The following is a 22,505-nucleotide window of genomic DNA, read 5'->3' on the forward strand; positions in this document are numbered from 1 at the left end:
AGCCCTGGCAGGAGCGAATTTCAGCGGGTGGCGCGCCGTGTGGTGTCGAGCTAGCGCTCGACCTCGCCGCGGATGAACTTCTCGACGTTCTCGCGGGCCTCGTCGTCGAAGTACTGGACCGGCGGGGACTTCATGAAGTAGCTGGAGGCCGACAGGATCGGGCCGCCGATACCGCGGTCCTTGGCGATCTTCGCGGCGCGCAGGGCGTCGATGATGACACCGGCGGAGTTCGGGGAGTCCCAGACCTCGAGCTTGTACTCCAGGTTCAGCGGGACGTCGCCGAAGGCGCGGCCCTCGAGGCGGACGTAGGCCCACTTGCGGTCGTCGAGCCAGGCGACGTAGTCGGACGGGCCGATGTGGACGTTCTTCTCGCCGAGCTCCCGGTCGGGGATCTGGGAGGTGACGGCCTGCGTCTTGGAGATCTTCTTGGACTCGAGGCGGTCGCGCTCGAGCATGTTCTTGAAGTCCATGTTGCCGCCGACGTTCAGCTGCATGGTGCGGTCCAGGACGACACCGCGGTCCTCGAACAGCTTCGCCATGACGCGGTGCGTGATGGTGGCGCCGACCTGGGACTTGATGTCGTCGCCGACGATCGGGACGCCCGCCTCGGTGAACTTGTCCGCCCACTCCTTGGTGCCGGCGATGAAGACCGGAAGGGCGTTGACGAAGGCGACCTTGGCGTCGATGGCGCACTGGGCGTAGAACTTCGCCGCGTCCTCGGAGCCGACCGGCAGGTAGCAGACGAGGACGTCGACCTGCTTGTCCTTGAGGATCTGGACGATGTCGACCGGCTCCTCGGCGGACTCCTCGATGGTCAGGCGGTAGTACTTGCCGAGACCGTCGAGGGTGTGACCGCGCTGCACGGTGACACCGGTGTTGGGCACGTCGCAGATCTTGATCGTGTTGTTCTCGGACGCGCCGATGGCGTCCGAGAGGTCGAGGCCGACCTTCTTGGCGTCCACGTCGAACGCGGCGACGAACTCGACGTCACGGACGTGGTAGTCGCCGAACTGGACGTGCATCAGGCCCGGGACCTTGGACGCCGGGTCGGCGTCCTTGTAGTACTCGACGCCCTGCACCAGCGATGCGGCGCAGTTGCCCACACCGACGATGGCTACGCGAACCGAACCCATTCCGGTTGCTCCCTGTGTGTACGAGTGAGGCCCTGGCTGGGCGCTCACGGGGTGGTGTCGCCGGGCGTATCCGTCCCGGGGGTGTCCCCGGGACGGGGCAGGACGCCCGGCGCTCCATTGGTGTTCTGCTGAGCGGACCCCCCGGAAGCGGAACCCTTCAGGTCCCGTCCGGCCCGCTCGCTCTCGATGAGCTCGTTCAGCCAGCGCACTTCGCGCTCCACGGACTCCATCCCGTGGCGCTGGAGCTCAAGCGTGTAGTCGTCGAGGCGCTCCCGCGTGCGCGCCAGCGAGGCGCGCATCTTCTCCAGCCGCTCCTCCAGCCGGCTGCGGCGGCCCTCCAGGACGCGCATCCGCACATCGCGCGACGTCTGCCCGAAGAAGGCGAAACGGGCGGCGAAGTGCTCGTCCTCGTACGCGTCGGGGCCGGTTTGCGAGAGCAGGTCCTCGAAGTGTTCCTTACCTTCCGCCGTCAACCGGTAGACGATCTTGGCGCGACGCCCTGCGAGTGGCGCGGCGAGGGCGTCCTCGGGGTTGTTCCCCGGCTCCTCGATCAACCAGCCGTTGGCGACCAGCATCTTGAGGCAGGGGTACAGCGTCCCGTAGCTGAACGCACGGAACACTCCCAGTGACGTATTGAGTCGTTTGCGCAGCTCATAGCCGTGCATCGGAGATTCGCGGAGCAGGCCGAGCACGGCGAACTCGAGGATGCCGGAACGTCGGCTCACCGTCGCCTCCTCTCGTCCACAGCCCGCTTATCTCGCTCTGATGTATCGACTCGATACATCATGACGATAGAACGGCCTTCCGGATGCGACAAGGGGGGCGGTGGTGAACGGGATCACATCACCGTTTCTTCGCAGGCGACTTGCCTGATTTGGGGTGAACCTTGGGGCTGATCAGGTTTTGACGGTGCGTAGTCTGTGCGCCATGCAGACCACCGGGACCCGAGAGACGCCGGGGGGCGTCGTGGCCCCCGGTGCCGTACGGGTGAATGCGCAGCCGACCGCATCCGTACTTCGGGGGGACAGGAAACCAGCCGCCCTTTACAGGCGCGCACGGATGCGCCTGCCCTAGGAGTAATCGTTCGATGAGCGAGCACCGTCGCAAACCGCCGCAGCCGCAGGGAGGCGGACGTGCCGCGGCCCGACGCGGCCAGTCCGGGCCGTCCTCCGGTCGCCGCGCACCGCGAGGCGCCACCGGATCGCCTTCCGATTATGGGTTGGGTCAGGTGTCGGGAAGCCCGGAGCAGTCGTACAGCGGCCGCGCCGACGCCCGACGCGCCGCCCAGAGAAGCACGGGCGGCCGGCGCAGAGGGGCCGAGCCGGGAGGGTCCTTCGGCGGCCTCAACGGGCCCGGCAGAGGGCGCTCGGCGCCCGGCAGGAAGCGCCTGATCGACTATCCCCGCGCAGACAAGTACGGCTGGCAGCGCTGGATGCCGTCCTGGAAACTCGTCGCCGGTCTGTTCATCGGCTTCGTCGGCAGCCTGGTGGCCGTGGCGGGCATCGGCTACGCCATGGTGACCGTGCCCGACGTCAACAAGACGGCGACCGCCCAGAACAACGTCTACTACTGGAAAGACGGCTCCCAGATGGTGGCCACCGGTGGTGAGACGAACCGGCAGAACATCGACCTGTCGCAGATCCCTGAGGAGATGCGCTACGCGGTGATCTCGCAGGAGAACAAGACCTTCTACGAGGACAGCGGCATCGACCCCAAGGGCATCGCCCGCGCCCTGTTCAACATGGCCCGGGGCGGACAGACGCAGGGTGGTTCGACCATCACCCAGCAGTACGTCAAGAACGCGATGCTCAACGACCAGTCGCAGACGATCTCCCGCAAGTTCAAGGAGATCTTCGTGGCGATAAAGGTCGGCGCCGAGGTCGACAAGAACACGATCATGGCCGGCTACCTGAACTCCGCGTACTACGGCCGCACCGACTACGGCATCCAGGCGGCCGCCCGCGGCTACTTCGGCAAGGACGCGATCAAGCTCAACCCGGGTGAGTGCGCCTTCCTGGCCGCCATGCTGAAGGGCGCCACGTACTACGACCCCGCGGGTGCGACCTCCATCGACCCGGTCAACGCCACGCCCGAGAAGAACAGCAGGCGGGCCCTGCTCCAGATGCAGGACACCCTCGACAAGATGGTCGAGTACGGCCATCTCGACGCCTCGGTCCGCGCCAAGTACACGAAGCTCCCCACGGTGAAGAACCCGCGGTCGAACACCCAGCTGAGCGGTCAGATCGGCTACCTTGTCGACCTCGCCAACGGTTACCTGGTCACCCACAGCAAGGAGACCGGGATCACCCAGAACCAGCTGCAGCAGGGCGGCTTCTCGGTCTACACGACCTTCGACAAGGAGAAGGTCCAGCAGCTCGAGGACGCGGTGACCAAGGTCCAGAAGGCCAACATCAAGCCGAAGGAACGCCCGGACACCGACACCCACGTCCAGTTCGGCGGGGCGTCGGTGGAGCCGGACACCGGTGCCATCCGGGCCATCTACGGCGGTGAGGACGCCACCAAGCACTTCACCGACAACGCCGACGAAACCGGTGCCCAGGTCGGTTCGACCTTCAAGCCGTTCGTGCTGGCGGCCGCGATGACCTGGGGCGTGCGCGATCCCGACCTGGGGTCGTCCCAGGCGCAGGACGAGCGCACCATCGTCTCTCCGGAGAGCCTGTTCAGCGGCAAGAACAAGCTGAAGATCCAGGACTACAACCGCACGGTCTGGAAGAACGAGAAGGGTGAGGAGTGGCTGCAGACCAATGACGGCAACGAGTCGTACGGTTCTGCGCCCGACTTCAAGATCGACCTGCGCGAGGCGATGCGTGAGTCGGTGAACTCCGCCTTCGTGCAGCTCGGCATGGATGTCGGTCTGGACAAGGTCAAGGACTCCGCCGTCAGCGCGGGCCTGAGGGAGAGCAGCCTCGCCGGCACGACCTTCCCCTCGTTCTCGATCGGCATCTCCGACCCGAGTGCGATCCGTATGGCGGGCTCGTACGCCACGTTCGCCGCGAGCGGCAAGCAGCGCGACCCGTACTCCGTGGAGAAGGTCACCAGCGAGAAGGGTCAGATCTTCACGCACAAGGACGAGGCGAAGCAGGCCTTCACCTCGAAGGTCGCCGACAACGTCACGGACGTCCTGAAGACCGTGGTCGAGCGGGGCACCGGCACCAACGCCCAGCTGCCCGGCCGTGAGGTGGCCGGCAAGACCGGTACCACCGACGGCAACAAGTCGGCCTGGTTCGTGGGCTACACCCCGCAGCTGTCGACCGCGATCAGCATGTTCCGGCTGGACGACAACGAGAAGAACAAGAACCGCACGTTCCTGGAGATGTTCGGAACGGGTGGCCAGAAGAAGATCCACGGTGCCTCGTTCCCGGCGCAGATCTGGCACGACTACATGGCAGAGGCGCTGGAGGGCACGCAGGCGAAGGACTTCCCGGAGCCCGAGCCCATCGGTGAGGTCGTCAACGCGGCACCGTCGGCTACGCCGACCCCGACGGCCACCGAGGAGGCGGAGCCGTCCCCGACTCCGACCGCCACGCAGACGCAGACCCTGCCCTCGCCCACGGCGACGGCGACCTGCGGCAACTTCTTCGAGTGCAACAACGGCGGCACGAGCAACGGCAACTCGAACGGTGGCTCGGACGGGAGCTCCTCACCGACACCGACGGCGACCGAGACGGACAGCACCAGAGGCAACCAGAACGGAGGCCTCTTCGGAGGCTCAGACGGCTAGCCACGCTCTGCCCGGCACGGGTGTTTCACGTGAAACATGTGGATGTTTCACGTGAAACGAGAGCCGCCCCACCGAACCAGGTGGGGCGGCTCTCGGCTTTTTCCTAACTCGGTACGGCAGGATGTGGCCCATGCCCAGTGCAGAATCGACGCCAGCGCGCGTGCACGAGCCGGAGCCGGTGCAGCCGACCAGGAACGACAAGGTCGCCTCGGCCGGCAGCGAGCTGATCGGCGGCCCTCTAGGACAGCGAGCCCTGACCGGGACGTCGTGGTGGACACCCGTACGGGTCATCGCGCTCGTGGCGATCGGGATGTTCGCCCTGGGCCTGATCCAGAAGGTGCCCTGCTACGACGGGGGCTGGTTCTTCGGCGCCAGCACCCAGTACACCCACGCCTGCTACTCGGACATCCCGCACCTCTACCAGGGGCGTGGCTTCGCCGATGGACTGGTGCCGTACTTCGACAAGCTCCCCGGCGACATGGACTACCTCGAATACCCGGTGCTGACCGGCGTGTTCATGGAGGTCGCCGCCTGGCTGACTCCGGGCAGCGGCAGTATCCAGCACCAGGAGCAGTGGTACTGGATGGTCAACGCCGGCATGCTGATGGGCTGCGCGGCCGTCATCGCCGTCTGCGTGACCCGTACGCACGCCCGGCGCCCCTGGGACGGTCTGCTGGTCGCCCTGGCGCCCGCCTTCGCGCTGACCGCCACCATCAACTGGGACCTGCTGGCCGTCGCCCTGACGGCCGCGGCGATGGTGATGTGGTCGCGGGGGCGCTCCCTCGCCTTCGGTGTGCTGCTGGGGCTCGCCACGGCCGCCAAGCTCTATCCCGTGTTCCTGCTCGGACCGCTGTTCGTCCTGTGCTGGCGCGCGGGCAAGTGGCGGGATTACGGCAAGGCCCTCGGCGGCGCGGCTGTCGCCTGGCTGGTGGTCAATCTGCCGGTGATGCTCTTCGCCTTCGAGGGCTGGTCGAAGTTCTACCGGTTCAGCCAGGAGCGCGGCGTCGACTTCGGGTCCTTCTGGCTGATCCTGGCCCAGAACTCCAGCGATCCCCTCGCCACCGACAGCGTCAACACCCTCGCCACACTCCTGGTGGTGGTGTGCTTCGCGGGCATCGCCTGGCTGACGCTGACCGCGCCGCGCCGCCCCCGGTTCGCCCAGCTCGCCTTCCTGGTGGTGGCCGCCTTCATCGTCACCAACAAGGTCTACTCGCCGCAGTACGTCCTGTGGCTGGTGCCGCTGGCCGTGCTGGCCCGGCCGAAGTGGCGGGACTTCCTGATCTGGCAGGCGTGCGAGGTCGCGTACTTCCTGGGCATCTGGATGTACCTCGCCTACACGACCAGCGGAGACGCCCACAAGGGACTGCCGACCGACGGCTACCACTGGGCCATCGGGCTGCATCTGCTGGGCACGCTCTACCTGTGTGCCGTGGTCGTGCGCGACATCCTGATGCCGGACCGGGACGTGGTGCGCCAGAACGGTGACGACGACCCCTCGGGCGGCGTGCTCGACAGGGCCGAGGACGTCTTCGTCATCGGCGCCGCGGCTCATCCGCCCCGGCACGCCTCCCACTTCGAGGGGCCACCGGTGGAGTGGGGCACGCAGGGCGAAGTGGAGTGGGGCAGCCGGGACACCGCCGAGGGTTCGCCGTGAGCGAACAGGGCGTCGACCGGCGGTAGCTCAGCGGCACCGGGCGCAGGTCGGCCGCACCGGACGTCGAAAAGGCCGTACACGGAGACTTCGTGTACGGCCTGTTCGCTGCCCCTGGGCCGCTCAGCGGTCAACGAGCCGGTCGAACTGTGTCGTGGTGTGCCGCAGATGGGCCACCAGCTCGTCGCCGACGGTGGGCTCCGGAGCGTCCGCGGGAACGAACAGGATCGACACCTGCATGTGCGGCGGCTCGGCGAACCAGCGCTGCTTGCCGCCCCAGACGAACGGGGAGAGATTCCGGTTCACCGTGGCGAGGCCGGCCCGGGCGACGCCCTTGGCGCGCGGCATGACGCCGTGCAGGGCCTTGGGGGCCTCCAGGCCCACCCCGTGCGACGTACCGCCCGCCACGACCACCAGGAAGCCGTCCGAGGCCGCCTTCTGCTGGCGGTAGCCGAAGCGATCGCCCTTGGCGACGCGCGTGACGTCCAGGACCGCCCCGCGGTACTCGGTGGCCTCGTGGTCCCCCAGCCACAGCCGCGTGCCGATCCGGGCACGGAACCGGGTCTGCGGGAACTGCTGCTGGAGCCGGGCCAGCTCATCGGCCTTGAGGTGGCTGACGAACATGGTGTGCAGCGGCAGCCGTGCCGCGCGCAGCCGGTCCATCCAGCCGATGACCTCCTCGACGGCGTCGGAGCCGTCGGTGCGGTCCAGCGGCAGATGGATGGCGAAGCCCTCCAGTCGGACGTTCTCGATCGCGGAGTGCAGCTGCGGCAGGTCCTGCTCGCTGATGCCGTGCCGCTTCATCGACGACATCACCTCGATGACCACCCGCGCGCCCACGAGGCCGTACACACCGTCCACCGACGACACCGAGCGCACCACCCGGTCGGGCAGCGGGACGGGCTCCTCGCCGCGCCGGTAGGGCGTCAGCACCAGCAGGTCGCCGCCGAAGAAGTCCTTGATGCGCGCGGCCTCGTACGTCGTGCCGACGGCGAGGATGTCCGAGCCCAGCCGGGTGGCCTCCTCCGCCAGCCGCTCGTGCCCGAAGCCGTAGCCGTTGCCCTTGCAGACCGGGACGAGTCCCGGGAACTGCTCCTGCACGTGCTTGTGGTGCGCCCGCCAGCGCGCGGTGTCGACGTAGAGCGTGAGCGCCATGGCCGGACCTGGGACCTTTCTCGTGGCTGGGTGAGGGAGGTGCGTCAGACGTGTCGGACGTATGGAATCACTGAACGTGACGTCAGCGGCGCGACATGTAGATGTCGAGCGCCTTGTGGAGCAGCTTGTTCAGCGGGAAGTCCCACTCGCCGAGGTACTCGGCCGCCTGGCCGCCCGTGCCGACCTTGAACTGGATCAGGCCGAAGAGGTGGTCGGTCTCGTCCAGCGAGTCGGAGATGCCGCGCAGGTCGTAGACGGTGGCGCCGAGCGCGTAGGCGTCGCGCAGCATCCGCCACTGCATGGCGTTCGACGGGCGGAACTCACGGCCGATGTTGTCGGAGGCGCCGTAGGAGTACCAGACGTGGCCGCCGACGATCAGCATCGTCGCCGCCGACAGGTTCACACCGTTGTGGCGGGCGAAGTACAGCCGCATGCGGTTGGGGTCCTCGGTGTTGAGGGCCGTCCACATGCGCTGGAAGTACGACAGCGGGCGCGGCCGGAAGTGGTCACGCACGGCCGTGATCTCGTACAGCCGCTGCCATTCCTCGAGGTCGTGGTAGCCGCCCTGGACGACCTCGACACCGGCCTTCTCGGCCTTCTTGATGTTGCGGCGCCACAACTGGTTGAAGTTCTTGTGGACCTCTTCAAGGGAGCGGTTCGCCAGCGGTACCTGGTAGACGTAACGCGGCTGGACGTCGCCGAAGCCGGCGCCCCCGTCCTCGCCCTGCTGCCAGCCCATGCGGCGCAGCTTGTCAGCCACCTCGAAGGCGCGCGGCTCGATGAAGTCGGCCTCGATGTCGCGCAGCCGCTTCACGTCCGGGTTCTGGATACCCGCCTTGATGGACGTGGCCTCCCAGCGCCGGATGATCACCGGCGGGCCCATCTTCACCGAGAACGCGCCCTGCTGCTTGAGGTGCGCGAGCATCGGCTCCAGCCACTCGGTCAGATTCGGCGCGTACCAGTTGATGACCGGGCCCTCGGGCAGATAGGCGAGGTAGCGCTTGATCTTGGGCAGCTGGCGGTAGAGGACGAGGCCCACGCCGACCAGTTCGCCGGTCCGCTCGTCGAACCAGCCGAGGCTCTCCGAACGCCACTCCGCCTTGACGTCGGCCCAGGCCGGAACCTGCATGTGGCTCGCCGCTGGCAGGCTCTGGATGTACGCCAGATGCTGCTCGCGGCTGATCGTCCTCAGGGTCAGGCTCATTCGGGGCGCTCCTCGGGCTGGTGTGTCCCCATGGGTACAGGGGCTCCGGCTCTCGCCGAAGCCTACTGCGCCGTGCGCGGGCCTCGACTGGGCGTACGGCACCTTCGCCCCGGCCCGTTGAAGGGCCGGGGCGTTACGTCAGGGTTCGTAGCTGTCCTACGTGTCCCGCGGTGGGAACGGTGTGCGTGTTGCGCGGCCGGATCGGCCAGGAGAGTGATCCGGGGGTCGGTCAGGTCACCACAGTCCGCCGAAGAGACCGCCGTGCGCCATGCCGAGGAAGAAGCCGACGCCGGAGGCGCCGAGACCCAGGATCAGACCGAAGCGCTCACGGGTGGTCTCGGAGATCCACTGGCCGTACGCGCCGGTCCCGATCCCCACCAGACCGGTCCAGGAGCTGAGCAGATGGAGGCTGTCGAACTGCGCCGTGACGAAGGACACGACTCCCAGGACCAGGGTCACCGCCACAAGGGTGTCCTGGACGGGATGGGACTTTCCGTCGGTGGCGAAGAGGGAACCGACTCCGGTGTTGGGTCGCAATGCCTGTGCCATAGGGCACCTCCTGCGGAAGGCGGCGCATCGTAGCGCCATACACACCCGATGTGTACAGATTGGCTGCCCTCGCGGCCGGATTTCAACCGGAAGCGGGTGTGCAGGTAGTCTGTACCGTCTGCACCGGTGTCTGCCCAGGCACAGCCAGGGAATCCGCCCAGATCAGAGCGGGGACGTCGGCATCCGACCCCCGATTGTCAGTGGTGGCCGATACCGTTGCGTACGCATCACAACCCTCCTGCCACGGAACGACCGTGGCCGCTGAGTCCAAAGGAGGTGGGTTCCACATGCGTCACTACGAGGTGATGGTCATCCTCGACCCCGATCTGGAGGAGCGCGCTGTCGCCCCCCTGATCGAGAACTTCCTCTCCGTCGTCCGCGAGGGCAACGGCAAGGTCGAGAAGGTCGACACCTGGGGCCGTCGTCGTCTCTCGTACGAGATCAAGAAGAAGCCCGAGGGCATCTACTCGGTCATCGACCTTCAGGCCGAGCCTGGGGTCGTCAAGGAGCTCGACCGCCAGATGAACCTGAACGAGTCGGTCCTCCGGACCAAGGTCCTCCGTCCCGAGACCCACTGAGCTCTCCCGCTCAGCCGATCTCGGGACTTCGAGTAGCAGCACAAGCAGCCAGCAGCAGCAAACCCGCCGAGAGGTTCCCCCATGGCAGGCGAGACCGTCATCACGGTCGTCGGCAACCTTGTCGATGACCCCGAGCTGCGTTTCACCCCCTCGGGTGCGGCGGTCGCGAAGTTCCGTGTCGCGTCCACCCCCCGCACCTTCGACCGCCAGACGAACGAGTGGAAGGACGGCGAGAGCCTCTTCCTGACCTGCTCGGTCTGGCGTCAGGCGGCGGAGAACGTCGCCGAGTCGCTCCAGCGAGGCATGCGCGTCGTCGTGCAGGGTCGGCTGAAGCAGCGGTCCTACGAGGACCGTGAGGGTGTCAAGCGCACGGTCTTCGAGCTGGACGTCGAGGAAGTCGGCCCCAGCCTGCGCAATGCCACGGCCAAGGTCACCAAGACCAGCGGTGGCGGACGCGGTGGCCAGGGCGGTTACGGCGGCGGTGGCGGCCAGGGTGGCGGCGGCTGGGGCGGCGGCCCCGGTGGCGGTCAGCAGGGCGGCGCTCCCGCCGAGGACCCGTGGGCGACCGGCGCTCCCGCCGGTGGCAACCAGGGCGGCGGCGGTGGCTGGGGTGGAAACTCCGGCGGCGGTGGCGGCGGCTACTCGGACGAGCCCCCCTTCTAGGTCCTCAGGGTCCAGCGGGACCCCGGGATCGAGGGCGGGTCGTACCCACACTTCTTGATCACACAGGAGAAACACCATGGCGAAGCCGCCTGTGCGCAAGCCGAAGAAAAAGGTCTGCGCTTTCTGCAAGGACAAGGTCACGTACGTGGACTACAAGGACACGAACATGCTGCGGAAGTTCATTTCCGACCGCGGCAAGATCCGTGCGCGCCGCGTGACCGGCAACTGCACGCAGCACCAGCGTGACGTCGCCACGGCCGTCAAGAACAGCCGTGAGATGGCGCTGCTGCCCTACACGTCCACCGCGCGCTAAGGGAAGGGTGACCGACACATGAAGATCATCCTCACCCACGAGGTCTCCGGCCTCGGCGCCGCCGGCGAGGTCGTCGACGTCAAGGACGGGTACGCCCGTAACTACCTGATCCCGCGGAAGTTCGCGATCCGCTGGACCAAGGGTGGCGAGAAGGACGTCGAGCAGATCCGTCGTGCTCGCAAGATCCACGAGATCCAGACCATCGAGCAGGCCAACCAGGTGAAGGCCCAGCTCGAGGGCGTCAAGGTCCGCCTGGCCGTCCGCTCCGGCGACGCCGGTCGTCTCTTCGGTTCCGTCACCCCGGCCGACATCGCCTCCGCGATCAAGGCTGCCGGTGGCCCCGAGGTCGACAAGCGCCGCATCGAGCTCGGCACGCCGATCAAGACCCTGGGCGCCCACGAGACGTCCGTGCGTCTGCACCCCGAGGTTGCCGCCAAGGTCAACATCGAGGTCGTCGCGGCCTGATCGCGCGTCTGGCGTGAACAGCTGAGAAGGGGCCGCACCCACCAGGGTGCGGCCCCTTCGTCGTGTTTCACGTGAAACGGTCAGCGGGTGGCGCCTGTGACGATCCAACGGCCCGAGCGGGCCCGCAGCCACAGCGTCAGCATCCGCATCGTCATCATCAGTGTCATGGCGCCCCACAGCGCGGTGAGGCCGCCACCGAGGACGGGGACGAGCAGAGCCACGGGAGTGAAGACCGCCAGGGTGACCACCATCGCCCAGGCGAGATACGGCCCGTCCCCGGCGCCCATCAGTACGCCGTCCAGGACGAAGACGATGCCGCAGATCGGCTGGGACAGCGCCACCACGAGCAGAGCGGGCAGCGCGGCGTCCGTCACCCCCGAGTCGCTGGTGAACAGCGGCAGGAAGAGGGGCCGGGCCACGATGACCATGAGCCCGAGCACCAGGCCGACGACGATGCCCCACTGCACCATGCGGCGGCAGGCGTCCCGGGCACCCCGGGCGTCACCCGCTCCGAGGTACCGGCCGATGATGGCCTGACCGGCGATCGCGATGGCGTCGAGAGCGAAGGCGAGCAGGCTCCACAGGGACAACGCGATCTGGTGCGCCGCGATGTCGGCGTCGCCCAGCCGGGCCGCGACGGCGGTGGCGATCATCAGGATGGCCCGCAGGGACAGCGTCCGGACCAGCAGGGGCACGCCGGCCTGGGCGGATGTTCTGATGCCGACCGCGTCGGGCCGTAGCGAGGCTCCGTGGCGGCGGGCTCCCCGGATCACCACGGCCAGATAGACCGCGGCCATGCCGCACTGGGCGATGACCGTCCCCCAGGCGGAGCCCGCGATGCCGAGACCGGCGCCGTAGACGAGACCGGCGTTCAGGGCGGCGTTGGCGACGAAGCCCGCGACCGCGACGTACAGAGGGGTCTTCGTGTCCTGGAGGCCGCGCAGCACTCCGGTTGCGGCGAGCACGACGAGCATGGCCGGTATGCCGGCCACCGAGATCCGCAGATAGGTGGTCGCATAGGGGGCGGCCGTGTCCGAGGCGCCGAAGAGTTCCACGAGCGCCGGAGCCGTGGGCAGGACTGCGGCTACCACTGCGGCGCCGAGCAGCAGGGCCAGCCAGATGCCGTCCACGCCCTGCCGGATGGCCGCGGTGAGGTCACCGGCTCCCACACGGCGGGCCACGGCTGCGGTGGTGGCGTAGGCCAGGAAGACGAAGATGCTGACGGCCGTTGTCAGGAGGGCGGAGGCGATGCCCAGTCCGGCGAGCTGGGCGGTGCCGAGATGGCCGACGATGGCACTGTCGGCCAGGACGAAGAGAGGCTCGGCGACAAGCGCGCCGAAGGCCGGGACGGCCAGTGAGACGATCTCCCGATCGTGCTGTCGCCGGGTGGCCCTGGGGATCGCGGGAGCCTGTGTCATGGGCATCAATCTAATCGTCCACAGGTAAGAGATGCAATTGCATTGTGACCCTTACCTCTCGTTGCGTTGCGTGTCGCTTCGCCCCTCGCTCGAAGCGATCTTGCGCTGACTGGGGAAGTTTTTCTTCTGCACAGCCGGTGGATGGGAAAGGTGCAGGTCGGGGACGGTCGGCAGGAAAAGGCGAGGGCTTGTTCACAGGGCTGTCCACCGCGTCGTGCACAGGTTTTGCGGAGTTGTCCACAGCATCCGGGCCGTCGTCCACATGGCCTGTGGATAACCAGATTGGCTGACGGTGCCCGCGGGCCTAACGTGGTCCGGCGCCCGCTCCGTCCACCGGCCTGTGGAACCCTCACGAAACCGACGTGGCTGAACCGGAACTGGGCCTCTCAATTGTCAGTGCCGTGCCGTAGAACTGAGGTCACGGCGAGGTCCGCTCGGCGGACGGGAGGAGGTGGCTCGGTGAGCATTTCCGAGCCCTTGGACGACCCGTGGGCCGACAGCGGACCCAGTGATCGTCTGCCCCCTGCCCGCCGCCGCGGGGAGGGCGGCCGAAGCCGGGACGAGCAGCACGACCGGGGCCGGGACAACGGTGAGTGGGAGGGCGGCTCCGCCTTCGAGCGCGTACCGCCGCAGGACCTCGACGCCGAGCAGTCCGTCCTCGGCGGCATGCTCCTGTCCAAGGACGCCATCGCCGACGTCGTCGAGATCCTCAAGGGCCACGACTTCTACAAGCCCGCGCACGAGACGATCTACCAGGCGATCCTCGACGTCTACGCCAAGGGCGAACCGGCCGACCCCATCACGATCGCCGCCGAGCTCACCAAGCGCGGCGAGATCAACAAGGTCGGCGGCGCATCGTATCTGCACGCCCTCGTGCAAACAGTGCCCACTGCGGCCAACGCCGAGTACTACGCCGAGATCGTGCACGAGCGGGCGGTCCTGCGCCGCCTGGTCGAGGCCGGCACCCGCATCACACAGATGGGATACGCGGGCGACGACGACGTCGACGAGATCGTCAACCGTGCCCAGGCGGAGATCTACGCGGTCACCGAGCAGCGCACCAGCGAGGACTACCTGCCGCTCGGCGACATCATGGAAGGCGCCCTCGACGAGATCGAGGCGATCGGCTCGCGCACCGGCGAGATGACCGGTGTACCCACCGGCTTCACGGACCTCGACTCACTCACCAACGGTCTGCACCCGGGCCAGATGATCGTCATCGCCGCCCGTCCCGCCATGGGCAAGTCGACGCTCGCGCTGGACTTCGCGCGGGCGGCGTCGATCAAGAACAACCTGCCCAGCGTCATCTTCTCCCTCGAAATGGGCCGCAACGAGATCGCGATGCGTCTGCTGTCCGCCGAGGCCCGCGTCGCCCTGCACCACATGCGGTCCGGCACCATGACGGATGAGGACTGGACCCGGCTGGCACGCCGGATGCCCGAGGTGTCGTCCGCGCCGCTCTTCATCGACGACTCCCCGAACCTGTCGATGATGGAGATCCGCGCGAAATGCCGCCGGCTCAAGCAGCGCAACGACATCAGGCTCGTCATCATCGACTACCTCCAGCTGATGCAGTCCGGAGGCAAGCGCTCCGAGAGCCGTCAGCAGGAGGTCTCCGACATGTCCCGTAACCTCAAGCTCCTGGCGAAGGAGCTCGAGGTCCCGGTGATCGCGCTCTCCCAGCTCAACCGTGGCCCCGAGCAGCGTACGGACAAGAAGCCGATGGTCTCCGACCTGCGAGAGTCCGGGTCCATCGAGCAGGACGCCGACATGGTGATCCTGCTGCACCGCGAGGACGCCTACGAGAAGGAGTCGCCGCGCGCGGGCGAGGCCGACATCATCGTGGGCAAGCACCGTAACGGCCCGACGGCCACCATCACCGTCGCCTTCCAGGGCCACTACTCCCGCTTCGTGGACATGGCACAGACCTGAGCCGGCCATGAACCGGAGCTGATCCCGCCCCGAACCAGCAGTGCGATCCCGCGCCGGGTGAAATGAACTCGACGCCGGCTGTGCGGGCGGGTGGACTGTGCGCCATGACGACACCCCAGGAAGAACTGCTCCCCGGCACCCGGCGCGCACTGCTGCACCGGATCGCCGTGGCCCAGGCGGACGGCCGTGCCCCGTCGCTCGTCGCCGCGGTCGTACGGGACGGGCGGGCCGTGTGGCACGGGGCGCGGACCTCGGTCGACGGGCATGCGCCGGACGAGACCGTGCAGTACCGGATCGGCTCGATCACCAAGACCTTCACCGCCGTCCTCGTGCTGCGGCTGCGTGACGAGGGAGTGCTGGACCTAGAGGATCCGCTGGAGAAACACCTGCCCGGCACCGGGGCGGGGGAGCTGACGATCGCCCAGCTGCTCGCCCACACGGGCGGGTTGGCGGCCGAGACGCCCGCTCCGTGGTGGGAGCGGACGCCGGGGTCGCTGCGGCCGGAGCTCGCCGACGTCCTCGGTGAGGGGACGGCCCTGCATCCGGCGGGCCGCCGTCACCACTACTCGAGCCCCGGGTACGCCGTACTGGGCGCACTGATCGAAAGGCTGCGCGGAGCGTCCTGGGAGGACGTACTCCGGCGTGAAGTGCTCGAACCTCTGGGCCTCGACCGCACGAGCATGCGCCCGCAGCCCCCTGCCGCGGGGGGCTGGGCGGTTCATCCCTGGGCGGACGCGATGCAGCCCGAACCCGTCGAGGAGTACGGGGCGATGGCCCCGGCAGGCCAGCTCTGGTCCACCACCGGGGACCTGGCGCGGTTCGCCGCCTTCCTGATGCGCGGGGACGAGCGGGTGCTGAGCGAGGAGACCCTGCGCGAGATGCGGACGCCCGCGGCGCCGACCGAGGTCGCCGATCTCGCCGACGGAGCCACGTACGGACTCGGTATGCAGGTCCAGCACCGGGACGGGCGGCTGCTCGTGGGCCACTCCGGTTCGGTGCCGGGCTTCCTGGCCAACCTCACCATCGCCGTGGCGGACGACGTCGCGGCCGTGGTGCTCGCCAACTGCACCTCCGGTTTGCTGCTGGGGCAGGTGGGTGCCGATCTCGTACGCCTCGTCGCGGAGGCCGAGCCGCGGATCCCGGAGCCATGGCGGCCGCTGCGGGAAGCCGACCGTTCTTTGCTGGAGCTGGCGGGCCCTTGGTACTGGGGGACCAGCCCCAGTGTCCTGCGGGTCACGGCCGACGGGCTCGTCTCCCTGGGGCCGCTGGCCGGTGGTGGCCGCCGCTCACGGTTCCGGGCGAACGGGGACGGCACTTGGACGGGCCTCGAGGGCTACTTTGCCGGAGAGCTTCTGCGGCCCGTACGACGGCCGGACGGGACTGTGGACCACCTGGACCTCGGGACGTTCGTGTTCACGCGCCAGCCGTATGAGGAAGGGGCCGCTGTGCCCGGCGGGGTGGACCCGGAGGGATGGCGGGGGATCGGCTGATCGGTCCCGCGGAAAATAGGGGGGCATGTTTCACGTGGAACATGCCCCCCTCGTGCTCTTCAGAGCTGCAATTTGAAGCCCACGTGTGAGGCCGCGAACCCCAGCCGCTCGTAGAAGCGGTGCGCGTCGGTGCGGGTGGCGTCGGAGGTCAGCTGCACCAACTGGCAGTTCTCCCGTCGGGATTCCTCGATGGCCCACTCGATGAAACGCGTGCCCAGACCGCTGCCGCGTTCGTCGGCGTGCACTCGCACGCCCTCGATGACCGACCTGGTCGCGCCCCGACGGGACAGGCCGGGGATGATCGTCAGCTGGAGTGTGCCGACGACGCGCCCCTCGCGTACGGCGACGACCAGACGCTGGTTCGGATCGGCGCTGAGCCGTTTCAACGCGCTGCGGTACGGCGTGAGGTCGTCCGGCGACTCACGCTGTGCGCCCAGCGGGTCGTCCGCGAGCATGCCGACGATCGCGGGGATGTCCTCGGCGACGGCGGCTCGGATTTCAGGATCTCCCATGGCCGCACCCTACGTACCCGCGGTGGGCGTTCAGGTGCCCCAAGCGGCGGCGGGTGCCTTCAATGACTCCACGACCCGTACCAGCGGCGCCAGTTCGGGGTTCTCGGCGGCTTGGTCGAGGGCCTCGCGCAGGGCGGCGTCGTTGGTCGGCCGGGCCCCGGCGAGCAGTTCGAGACCTGCCTCGGTGACGTTGGTGTAGATGCCCCGGCGGTCGGTGGGGCACAGGTAGCGCTCCAGGAGCCCGCGGTCCTCGAGCCGGGTGACCAGTCGGGTGGTGGCGCTCTGGCTGAGGACGACCGCGTCGGCGACCTGCTTCATCTGCAGATGGCCCCCCTTGCCGTCGTGCTGCCGGCTGAGCACGTCGAGCAGGGAGTACTCGCGCACGCTCAGGTCATGGCCGCTCTGCAGGGCGCGCTCGATGTGGGCCTCGATCCTCCCGTGCAGCAGAGTGAGGGCGCACCAGCCCTGGGCCAGAGCGGTGAGTGCGGGGTCCGTCGCGGTCATGGGCGTTCTCCTCGGTCCCGGAGCGGCTGACACCAGGATAGGAGAGTGCCGCAATAGTCGGTGATTGCATATAACCTGCGTCTGCAACTATTGTCGCCGGCTTCCTCGTGACCGGCTACGCGCTCGGTGTCGTGTTCGGCGCCGCGCTGATGACCGTCCTAGGCGCCAAGGTCTGCCGCAAGCGGATGCTGGTGCTGCTGATGGGCCTGTTCATCGTCGGCAACCTGCCCTCCGCCGTCGCCCCGGCCTTCGCCGTGATGCTGATCGGCCAGGTCGTCGCCGAGATGCCCCGCGCACAGGGCGTGCACCCTGCGCGAGGAACTGGCCGCCTTCAGGACCCTGGCGGTCGTCCCGGCCCTGTTCACGGTCACCGCCCACCACAAGGTCCTCGCCGCCCTCACGATCGTCCTGATCGGCGCCCTGGGCCTCGCCATCGTGCCACCCCTGCAGAAACGCGTCCTCGACCAGGCGCATGGTGCCCCGACGCCGGCCTCGGCCGTGAACATCGGCGCCTTCAACCTCGGCAACGCGCTGTCCGCCTGGCTGGGTGGCCGCGTCATCGCCACGGCCCCTGCTCCTCGCCGTCGTCTCGTCCGCGCTGGAACGCCGTGACAGCGGCGCTCCCGGCACGATCGTCATCGGTGGCGTGCCCACCGCACCACGTGCGGCCGTCCACCACTGAACCCGGGCAGCCCGTGAACCCGGGCAGCCCGCAGAACCGTCGGGTGTGCGCCTCAGCCTGCCGCCACCGTCAGCGGGGCGAACCGTCGGCTCCAGTCGCCGGGCAGCTCCGCGATGCCATGGTTCATCATGGCGTTGAAGGCGATCGACTGCAGGCCCCGGGCCTTCACCCACGCCAGCAGTTCCTTGTGTCGTACGTCGATGTCCGTCCGCAGGGGCCGGTCGGTGCGGGCCGCGAGGGAGGCCACCAGAGCCTTCGCGGTCTCCGTGTCCCGGGCGATCAGCGGACCCACCACATGGGTGGCCATGTTCGGCCAGGCGGCCGCGTAGCCGATGATCCGGCCACCGTCCTCGGCGACCCGCAGTTGGTCGGCGAAGGCGGGCAGCCGCGTGATCATGTGCGTGCGATCGGCGCCGAACACCTCCTCGTCGAGCCGGAGGATCGCCGGCAGGTCCTCGGCCGTGGCCGCGCGGGTGGCGATGTCCGACGACGAGCCGTCGGGGGTGAAGTGCCCGAGCACCATCTCCGCCCGGCCCGTGGTCTTGAAGCCGAGCTCCTCGTACAGCGGACGGCCGTTCGGCGTGGCGTGCAGGGTCAGTGGGGTTGGACCCATCGTGGAGACGACATGCTGCATCAGCCGACGACCGACGCCCTGCCGGGCATGCCGTTCGGCGACCAGCACCATCCCGATGGCCCCGAGGGCGGGACGGTCGTGCGAGCCGTACTCCGTGACGACGCAGGCGGTGACCAGACCTCCGACGGGGTCGTCGATGCCGTATCCCCTTCCGGCGGAAAGGAGGAGACCCCACTTGTGCTCCTCGCGCGGCCACCCCCGGTCCTCGGACAAGTCGGCGCAGGCGGTGAGATCGCGGTGCGTCAGACGGCGGATGGGCAGAGCGGCGAGGGAAGGAGTCGGCACGCGGGCCAGGCTGTCCGACCGGCACCCCTGGCGTCCACCTGTTTCCCCTGAGACGTACGTGCTTTTGGCCATGTCGTTGTCAACCGCACAGGGCTTCGACAGCGGGGACAAGGGGCCGTGTGCCGCTGTTTCACGTGAAACACGCAGTCCGGGGCGGCGAACCGCTGTCAGGAGGCGGACCACCCGCCCGGTTAGCCTCGGCCCATGGCGAGACTGCATCTCTTCGACCTCGACGGCACCCTGCTGCACGGAACGTCCGCGCCACGGGAGATCTCACGCCAACTCGGCCTGGAGGCCGAGACGGTGGAGCTGGACCGGGCTGCGTCGGCAGGGCGGATCCAACCGCCGGAGTACGCGCTTCAGGTGCACGCGTTGTGGGCGAGCCTCACCGAGGAGCATGTGGCGGCGGCGTTCGAGGGTGCTCCCTGGCTGGCGCGCATCCGTGAGGTCTGGGCGGAGATCGGCAGCCGGGGCGAGTACTGCGCCGTCGTGTCGCTCTCGCCCTCCTTCTTCGTGGAAAAACTCACGGGCTGGGGCGCTCACGCGGCCTATGGATCGCGTTTTCCCACCCTTCCCTTCACCGAGCCGGTGGATCCGGCGGGAGTGCTCAGTGCCGCGGCGAAGGTGGTGATCGCCGATCGGCTGTGCGCGGAGTTCGGGGTGACGAGGGACGACTGCGTCGCGTATGGCGACTCGGGCTCCGACAAAGACCTGTTCGGAGCAGTGCCCGTCTCCGTGGCGGTCAACGCGGACCGGCATCTGTTGAGCCTCGCGACCCATTCCTACACGGGGAAAGATCTGTGGGATGCCTATGAATTGGTGCGTCACGCCCGGTAGTTGAGGGAATCGACGGTTCACACCCCGGCCGTTTTCCAGGGGAAGGAAGGGGGGACTTGTGCGGCCCACCGCGGCCGGTATGGTCGACTCCGGTTCGCTTCCGGGATGAGGTGCGCGGGACTTGGTGCACCCCTTCCGAGTGGGCCGGGAACAGGGCAGTGCAGCCTAACGGGACGGAGAGATCGAAGACCCGCATTTCCGGTTGCGCGACCGCGGTGTCCACAAGGGGTGGGATGCTGCGGTGAGAGTGCTGCGGACCAGGTCGCACTCTCGTCTCATGCGTTCGTGCGGAGCGGAAACACGGGTGGACCGCGGGCCTTGCCGCCCGCGGAACCGAACGGAAAAGCAAGCCGTCTGCGGGGGAAGCAGGCCTCTTCCGAGCCAGGAAGTGCGCAGACCGACCGAAAGATGTTCGAGGCGAGGCAGACCATGGACGCTCCGACCACCAATTCGGCCGACAACGGCACGTCCGGCGGCGGGGAGGGATGGTTCTCGCCGCGCAAACAGCCGGAGCCGGCTACGGGGGGCGAGCAAGGGGCGTCGGACGGCCGCCGCCGTCTGGCCGCACTGCGCCCGGTGGGCCGTGGCACGCCTCAGACCGACGGCGATCCCCGTCGGGCCTACGGTGACTCGCCCCAAGGCGCCCCCAAGGACACGGGACAGCGCGTGGAGGCGGACGTGGGGCGTCAGCCGGAAACCGGGCCACAGAGCCCGTACGGCCCGTCAGGCGCCCCTGCCGCACCGATGGGAGCCCCACCGGCGACCGTGGGCGCCGACGCTCTCGGACGGTCCCCGGCGCCGCAGGGGCCTCAGCCTCCCGCCGAGCCTCGCACACCCGCTCAGGCCCAACAGCCCGTCTTGGCGCGAGCGGCCACCCTGGCCGGTACCCCCCTACAGCGCGCCGCATCGTCCGCCCCTTACCTCTCGGGGCCCGCCGGAGCCCCCAAGCCCTCGGCGGCGCAGCCCTCCCCGCCCACCGGGGCGGCACAACCCTCTCCGCTCACCGATCCCATGGCCCCCGCCCAGCGGCCCGCCTCCGGCCCCGCCCAGGAGGAGGCGTCCCCGGACGCCGTCCTCATCCGCCGGACCATGGCCCAGGTGGCCCCGGTGGCCGACAAGGTCACCTCGTACTTCTACGCCATGCTGTTCGTCCGCCACCCCGAACTGCGCCCGCTCTTCCCGCCCGCGATGGACGCTCAGCGCGACCGGCTGCTCAAGGCCCTGCTGACCGCCGCCGAGCACATCGACAACACGCCGGTCCTCGTCGAGTACCTGCAGAACCTCGGCCGCGGCCACCGCAAGTACGGCACCCGGGCCGAGCACTACCCGGCCGTCGGCGAGTGCCTCATCGGCGCGCTGAACAAGTACGCCGACGCCGTCTGGGACGCCGAGACCGAAGCCGCCTGGGTCCGGGCGTACACGACGATCTCGCAGGTCATGATCGATGCGGCGGCTGCGGACGAGCTGCACGCTCCGGCCTGGTGGCAGGCGGAGATCGTCTCCCACGACCTCAGAACACCGGACGTCGCCGTCCTCGCCCTCCGGCCCGACCAGCCCTATCCCTTCCGCGCCGGACAGTACGCGAGCCTCGAGACACCCTGGTGGCCGCGCATTTGGCGGCACTATTCGTTCGCCTCGGCGCCCCGGTCCGACGGGCTTCTGGCCTTCCACGTGAAGGCGATTCCGGCCGGCTGGGTCTCCAACGCCCTGGTGCACCGCGCCCGGCCCGGCGACGTCGTACGGCTCGGGCCGCCGGCCGGCTCGATGACCGTCGACCACACCCGGGACAGTGGGCTGCTCTGCCTGGGCGGCGGCACCGGCATAGCCCCCATCAAGGCGCTGGTCGAGGATGTCGCCGAGCACGGCGCCCGCCGCCCGGTCGAGGTGTTCTACGGCGCCCGAAGCGACCACGACCTGTACGACATCGACACGATGCTCCGCCTCCAGCAGGCGCACTCGTGGCTGGAGGTGCACCCGGTGGTCGACCGGCACGGTCTGCTTCAGCTGCCCGACGCCATACGGACCTTCGGACCCTGGACCGAGTACGACGCCTATGTCTCCGGCCCGCCCGGCATGATCCGCAGCGGCGTGGACGCTCTGCGCGGTGTCGGCTTCCCCCTGGAGCGCATACGGCACGACTCGGTGGAGGAACTCGTCGCCTCCGGCAGCTGACGCGGAGGCGGTCCCTACGGGTTCACCCGAGATCGGGCGCGTGCATGGCGCGTACGCCCTCGATGTTGCCGTCGAGGTAATGGCGCAGCGACAGCGGCACGAGATGGACGGACGCGATGCCCACCCGGGTGAACGGCACCCAGACGATCTCGTACTCCCCGGCGGGCTCGTCGATCTCGGGGCCGTGCCGCAGGGAGGGGTCCATGGACTCCAGACGGCAGACGAAGAAATGCTGCACCTTCACGCCGGTCGCGCCGCCGTCCTCGCCGATGTGCTCGACGGTGTCGACGAAGCAGGGAACCACATCGGTGATCTTCGCACCCAGTTCCTCGTGCACTTCGCGGTGCAGGGCGTCGACGACGGTCGCGTCATCCGGCTCGACGCCGCCACCGGGCGTGACCCAGTACGGATCGACACCGGGCTTGGTGCGCTTGATCAGGATGAGGTCGTCGCCGTCCAGCAGAACGGCACGGGCGGTGCGCTTGACCACAGGTCGGACGGTCATGGGAGAAATGTGGCCCCGCATGTTCCACGTGAAACATCGCGAAACGTCACCAGGAGAGCGCACCTGGTGACGGTGCCGCGG

Annotated in this window: 20 protein-coding genes and 1 pseudogene; 11 read left to right on the forward strand and 10 right to left on the reverse strand. The window is 68.7% G+C overall.

Going from position 1 to position 22,505, the window contains the following annotated elements; genetic code table 11:
• Nucleotides 1-50: 50 nt before the first annotated feature.
• Nucleotides 51-1,133 carry an inositol-3-phosphate synthase gene (locus ACLZN2_RS09570; RefSeq protein ID WP_416977934.1) on the reverse strand — a complete coding sequence of 361 codons (1,083 nt, stop codon included), beginning with the start codon at nt 1,131-1,133 and terminating at the stop codon, nt 51-53.
• A gap of 44 nt (nt 1,134-1,177) precedes the next feature.
• Entirely contained in the window at nt 1,178-1,858 is a 681-nt protein-coding gene (locus ACLZN2_RS09575) for a helix-turn-helix transcriptional regulator (protein WP_416977935.1), read from the reverse strand.
• A 362-nt stretch (nt 1,859-2,220) separates the two neighbouring features.
• Here ACLZN2_RS09575 and ACLZN2_RS09580 point away from each other — a divergent pair, with 362 nt between their 5' ends.
• Both ACLZN2_RS09580 and ACLZN2_RS09585 read left to right on the forward strand, forming a co-directional pair.
• A complete protein-coding gene (locus ACLZN2_RS09580) occupies nt 2,221-4,875 on the forward strand; it encodes a transglycosylase domain-containing protein (protein ID WP_416977936.1) in 2,655 nt (884 codons plus the stop codon).
• Between the two features lie 130 nt (nt 4,876-5,005).
• A complete protein-coding gene (locus ACLZN2_RS09585) occupies nt 5,006-6,529 on the forward strand; it encodes a glycosyltransferase family 87 protein (RefSeq protein WP_416977937.1) in 1,524 nt (507 codons plus the stop codon).
• Between the two features lie 120 nt (nt 6,530-6,649).
• Here ACLZN2_RS09585 and ACLZN2_RS09590 read toward each other — a convergent pair whose 3' ends face one another.
• From ACLZN2_RS09590 to ACLZN2_RS09600, 3 genes are all read right to left on the reverse strand, one after another.
• A complete protein-coding gene (locus tag ACLZN2_RS09590) occupies nt 6,650-7,681 on the reverse strand; it encodes an alanine racemase (protein WP_416977938.1) in 1,032 nt (343 codons plus the stop codon).
• Nucleotides 7,682-7,763: 82 nt separating this feature from the next.
• Nucleotides 7,764-8,885, reverse strand: coding sequence for a peptidoglycan bridge formation glycyltransferase FemX (gene femX, locus ACLZN2_RS09595; protein WP_416977939.1), 1,122 nt, complete (start codon nt 8,883-8,885; stop codon nt 7,764-7,766).
• A gap of 234 nt (nt 8,886-9,119) precedes the next feature.
• Nucleotides 9,120-9,434 (reverse strand): hypothetical protein, encoded by a 315-nt coding sequence (locus tag ACLZN2_RS09600; protein ID WP_416977940.1) that lies wholly within the window; start codon nt 9,432-9,434, stop codon nt 9,120-9,122.
• A gap of 287 nt (nt 9,435-9,721) precedes the next feature.
• On the opposite strand from ACLZN2_RS09600, the gene rpsF reads away from it, so the two are divergent.
• The 4 genes from rpsF to rplI all read left to right on the forward strand — a co-directional run bounded on the left by rpsF (nt 9,722) and on the right by rplI (nt 11,453).
• The gene (gene rpsF, locus ACLZN2_RS09605; protein WP_358915096.1) at nt 9,722-10,012 is read left to right on the forward strand and encodes a 30S ribosomal protein S6; all 291 of its coding nucleotides are present in this window, start codon (nt 9,722-9,724) and stop codon (nt 10,010-10,012) included.
• An 81-nt stretch (nt 10,013-10,093) separates the two neighbouring features.
• Nucleotides 10,094-10,675, forward strand: coding sequence for a single-stranded DNA-binding protein (locus tag ACLZN2_RS09610; protein ID WP_416977941.1), 582 nt, complete (start codon nt 10,094-10,096; stop codon nt 10,673-10,675).
• A gap of 76 nt (nt 10,676-10,751) precedes the next feature.
• Nucleotides 10,752-10,988 carry a 30S ribosomal protein S18 gene (rpsR, locus tag ACLZN2_RS09615; RefSeq protein WP_003949403.1) on the forward strand — a complete coding sequence of 79 codons (237 nt, stop codon included), beginning with the start codon at nt 10,752-10,754 and terminating at the stop codon, nt 10,986-10,988.
• Nucleotides 10,989-11,006: 18 nt separating this feature from the next.
• Nucleotides 11,007-11,453: a 50S ribosomal protein L9 gene (rplI, locus tag ACLZN2_RS09620; RefSeq protein WP_055633673.1), complete on the forward strand. Its 447-nt coding sequence runs from the start codon at nt 11,007-11,009 to the stop codon at nt 11,451-11,453.
• Nucleotides 11,454-11,533: 80 nt separating this feature from the next.
• Here the strand turns inward: rplI and ACLZN2_RS09625 are convergent, their stop codons facing one another.
• Nucleotides 11,534-12,871, reverse strand: a complete 1,338-nt coding sequence (locus ACLZN2_RS09625; protein ID WP_416977942.1) for an MATE family efflux transporter — start codon at nt 12,869-12,871, stop codon at nt 11,534-11,536.
• 459 nt (nt 12,872-13,330) lie between these two features.
• Here ACLZN2_RS09625 and dnaB point away from each other — a divergent pair, with 459 nt between their 5' ends.
• Nucleotides 13,331-14,803 (forward strand): replicative DNA helicase, encoded by a 1,473-nt coding sequence (dnaB, locus tag ACLZN2_RS09630; RefSeq protein ID WP_416977943.1) that lies wholly within the window; start codon nt 13,331-13,333, stop codon nt 14,801-14,803.
• A gap of 104 nt (nt 14,804-14,907) precedes the next feature.
• Nucleotides 14,908-16,293, forward strand: coding sequence for a serine hydrolase domain-containing protein (locus ACLZN2_RS09635; protein ID WP_416977944.1), 1,386 nt, complete (start codon nt 14,908-14,910; stop codon nt 16,291-16,293).
• 59 nt (nt 16,294-16,352) lie between these two features.
• Here ACLZN2_RS09635 and ACLZN2_RS09640 read toward each other — a convergent pair whose 3' ends face one another.
• Both ACLZN2_RS09640 and ACLZN2_RS09645 read right to left on the reverse strand, forming a co-directional pair.
• The gene (locus ACLZN2_RS09640; protein ID WP_416977945.1) at nt 16,353-16,805 is read right to left on the reverse strand and encodes a GNAT family N-acetyltransferase; all 453 of its coding nucleotides are present in this window, start codon (nt 16,803-16,805) and stop codon (nt 16,353-16,355) included.
• Nucleotides 16,806-16,835: 30 nt separating this feature from the next.
• Nucleotides 16,836-17,309: a MarR family winged helix-turn-helix transcriptional regulator gene (locus tag ACLZN2_RS09645; protein WP_416977946.1), complete on the reverse strand. Its 474-nt coding sequence runs from the start codon at nt 17,307-17,309 to the stop codon at nt 16,836-16,838.
• A gap of 95 nt (nt 17,310-17,404) precedes the next feature.
• Between ACLZN2_RS09645 and ACLZN2_RS09650 the strand changes: the two are divergent.
• Nucleotides 17,405-17,991: pseudogene (locus tag ACLZN2_RS09650) on the forward strand (hypothetical protein); the annotation flags it as partial.
• Between the two features lie 52 nt (nt 17,992-18,043).
• On the opposite strand, the gene ACLZN2_RS09655 reads toward ACLZN2_RS09650, so the two are convergent.
• Nucleotides 18,044-18,910 carry a GNAT family N-acetyltransferase gene (locus ACLZN2_RS09655; RefSeq protein ID WP_416977947.1) on the reverse strand — a complete coding sequence of 289 codons (867 nt, stop codon included), beginning with the start codon at nt 18,908-18,910 and terminating at the stop codon, nt 18,044-18,046.
• A gap of 204 nt (nt 18,911-19,114) precedes the next feature.
• On the opposite strand from ACLZN2_RS09655, the gene ACLZN2_RS09660 reads away from it, so the two are divergent.
• Entirely contained in the window at nt 19,115-19,747 is a 633-nt protein-coding gene (locus ACLZN2_RS09660; protein WP_416977948.1) for an HAD family hydrolase, read from the forward strand.
• A 408-nt stretch (nt 19,748-20,155) separates the two neighbouring features.
• The gene (locus tag ACLZN2_RS09665) at nt 20,156-21,919 is read left to right on the forward strand and encodes a globin domain-containing protein (RefSeq protein ID WP_416977949.1); all 1,764 of its coding nucleotides are present in this window, start codon (nt 20,156-20,158) and stop codon (nt 21,917-21,919) included.
• 22 nt (nt 21,920-21,941) lie between these two features.
• Here ACLZN2_RS09665 and ACLZN2_RS09670 read toward each other — a convergent pair whose 3' ends face one another.
• Complete coding sequence (locus ACLZN2_RS09670) at nt 21,942-22,424, reverse strand: NUDIX hydrolase (protein WP_055635816.1); 483 nt, start codon at nt 22,422-22,424, stop codon at nt 21,942-21,944.
• Between the last annotated feature and the right edge of the window lie 81 nt (nt 22,425-22,505).

Origin of the sequence: Streptomyces sp. T028 (genome assembly GCF_048159505.1) — a bacterium.
GTDB lineage: Bacteria > Actinomycetota > Actinomycetes > Streptomycetales > Streptomycetaceae > Streptomyces.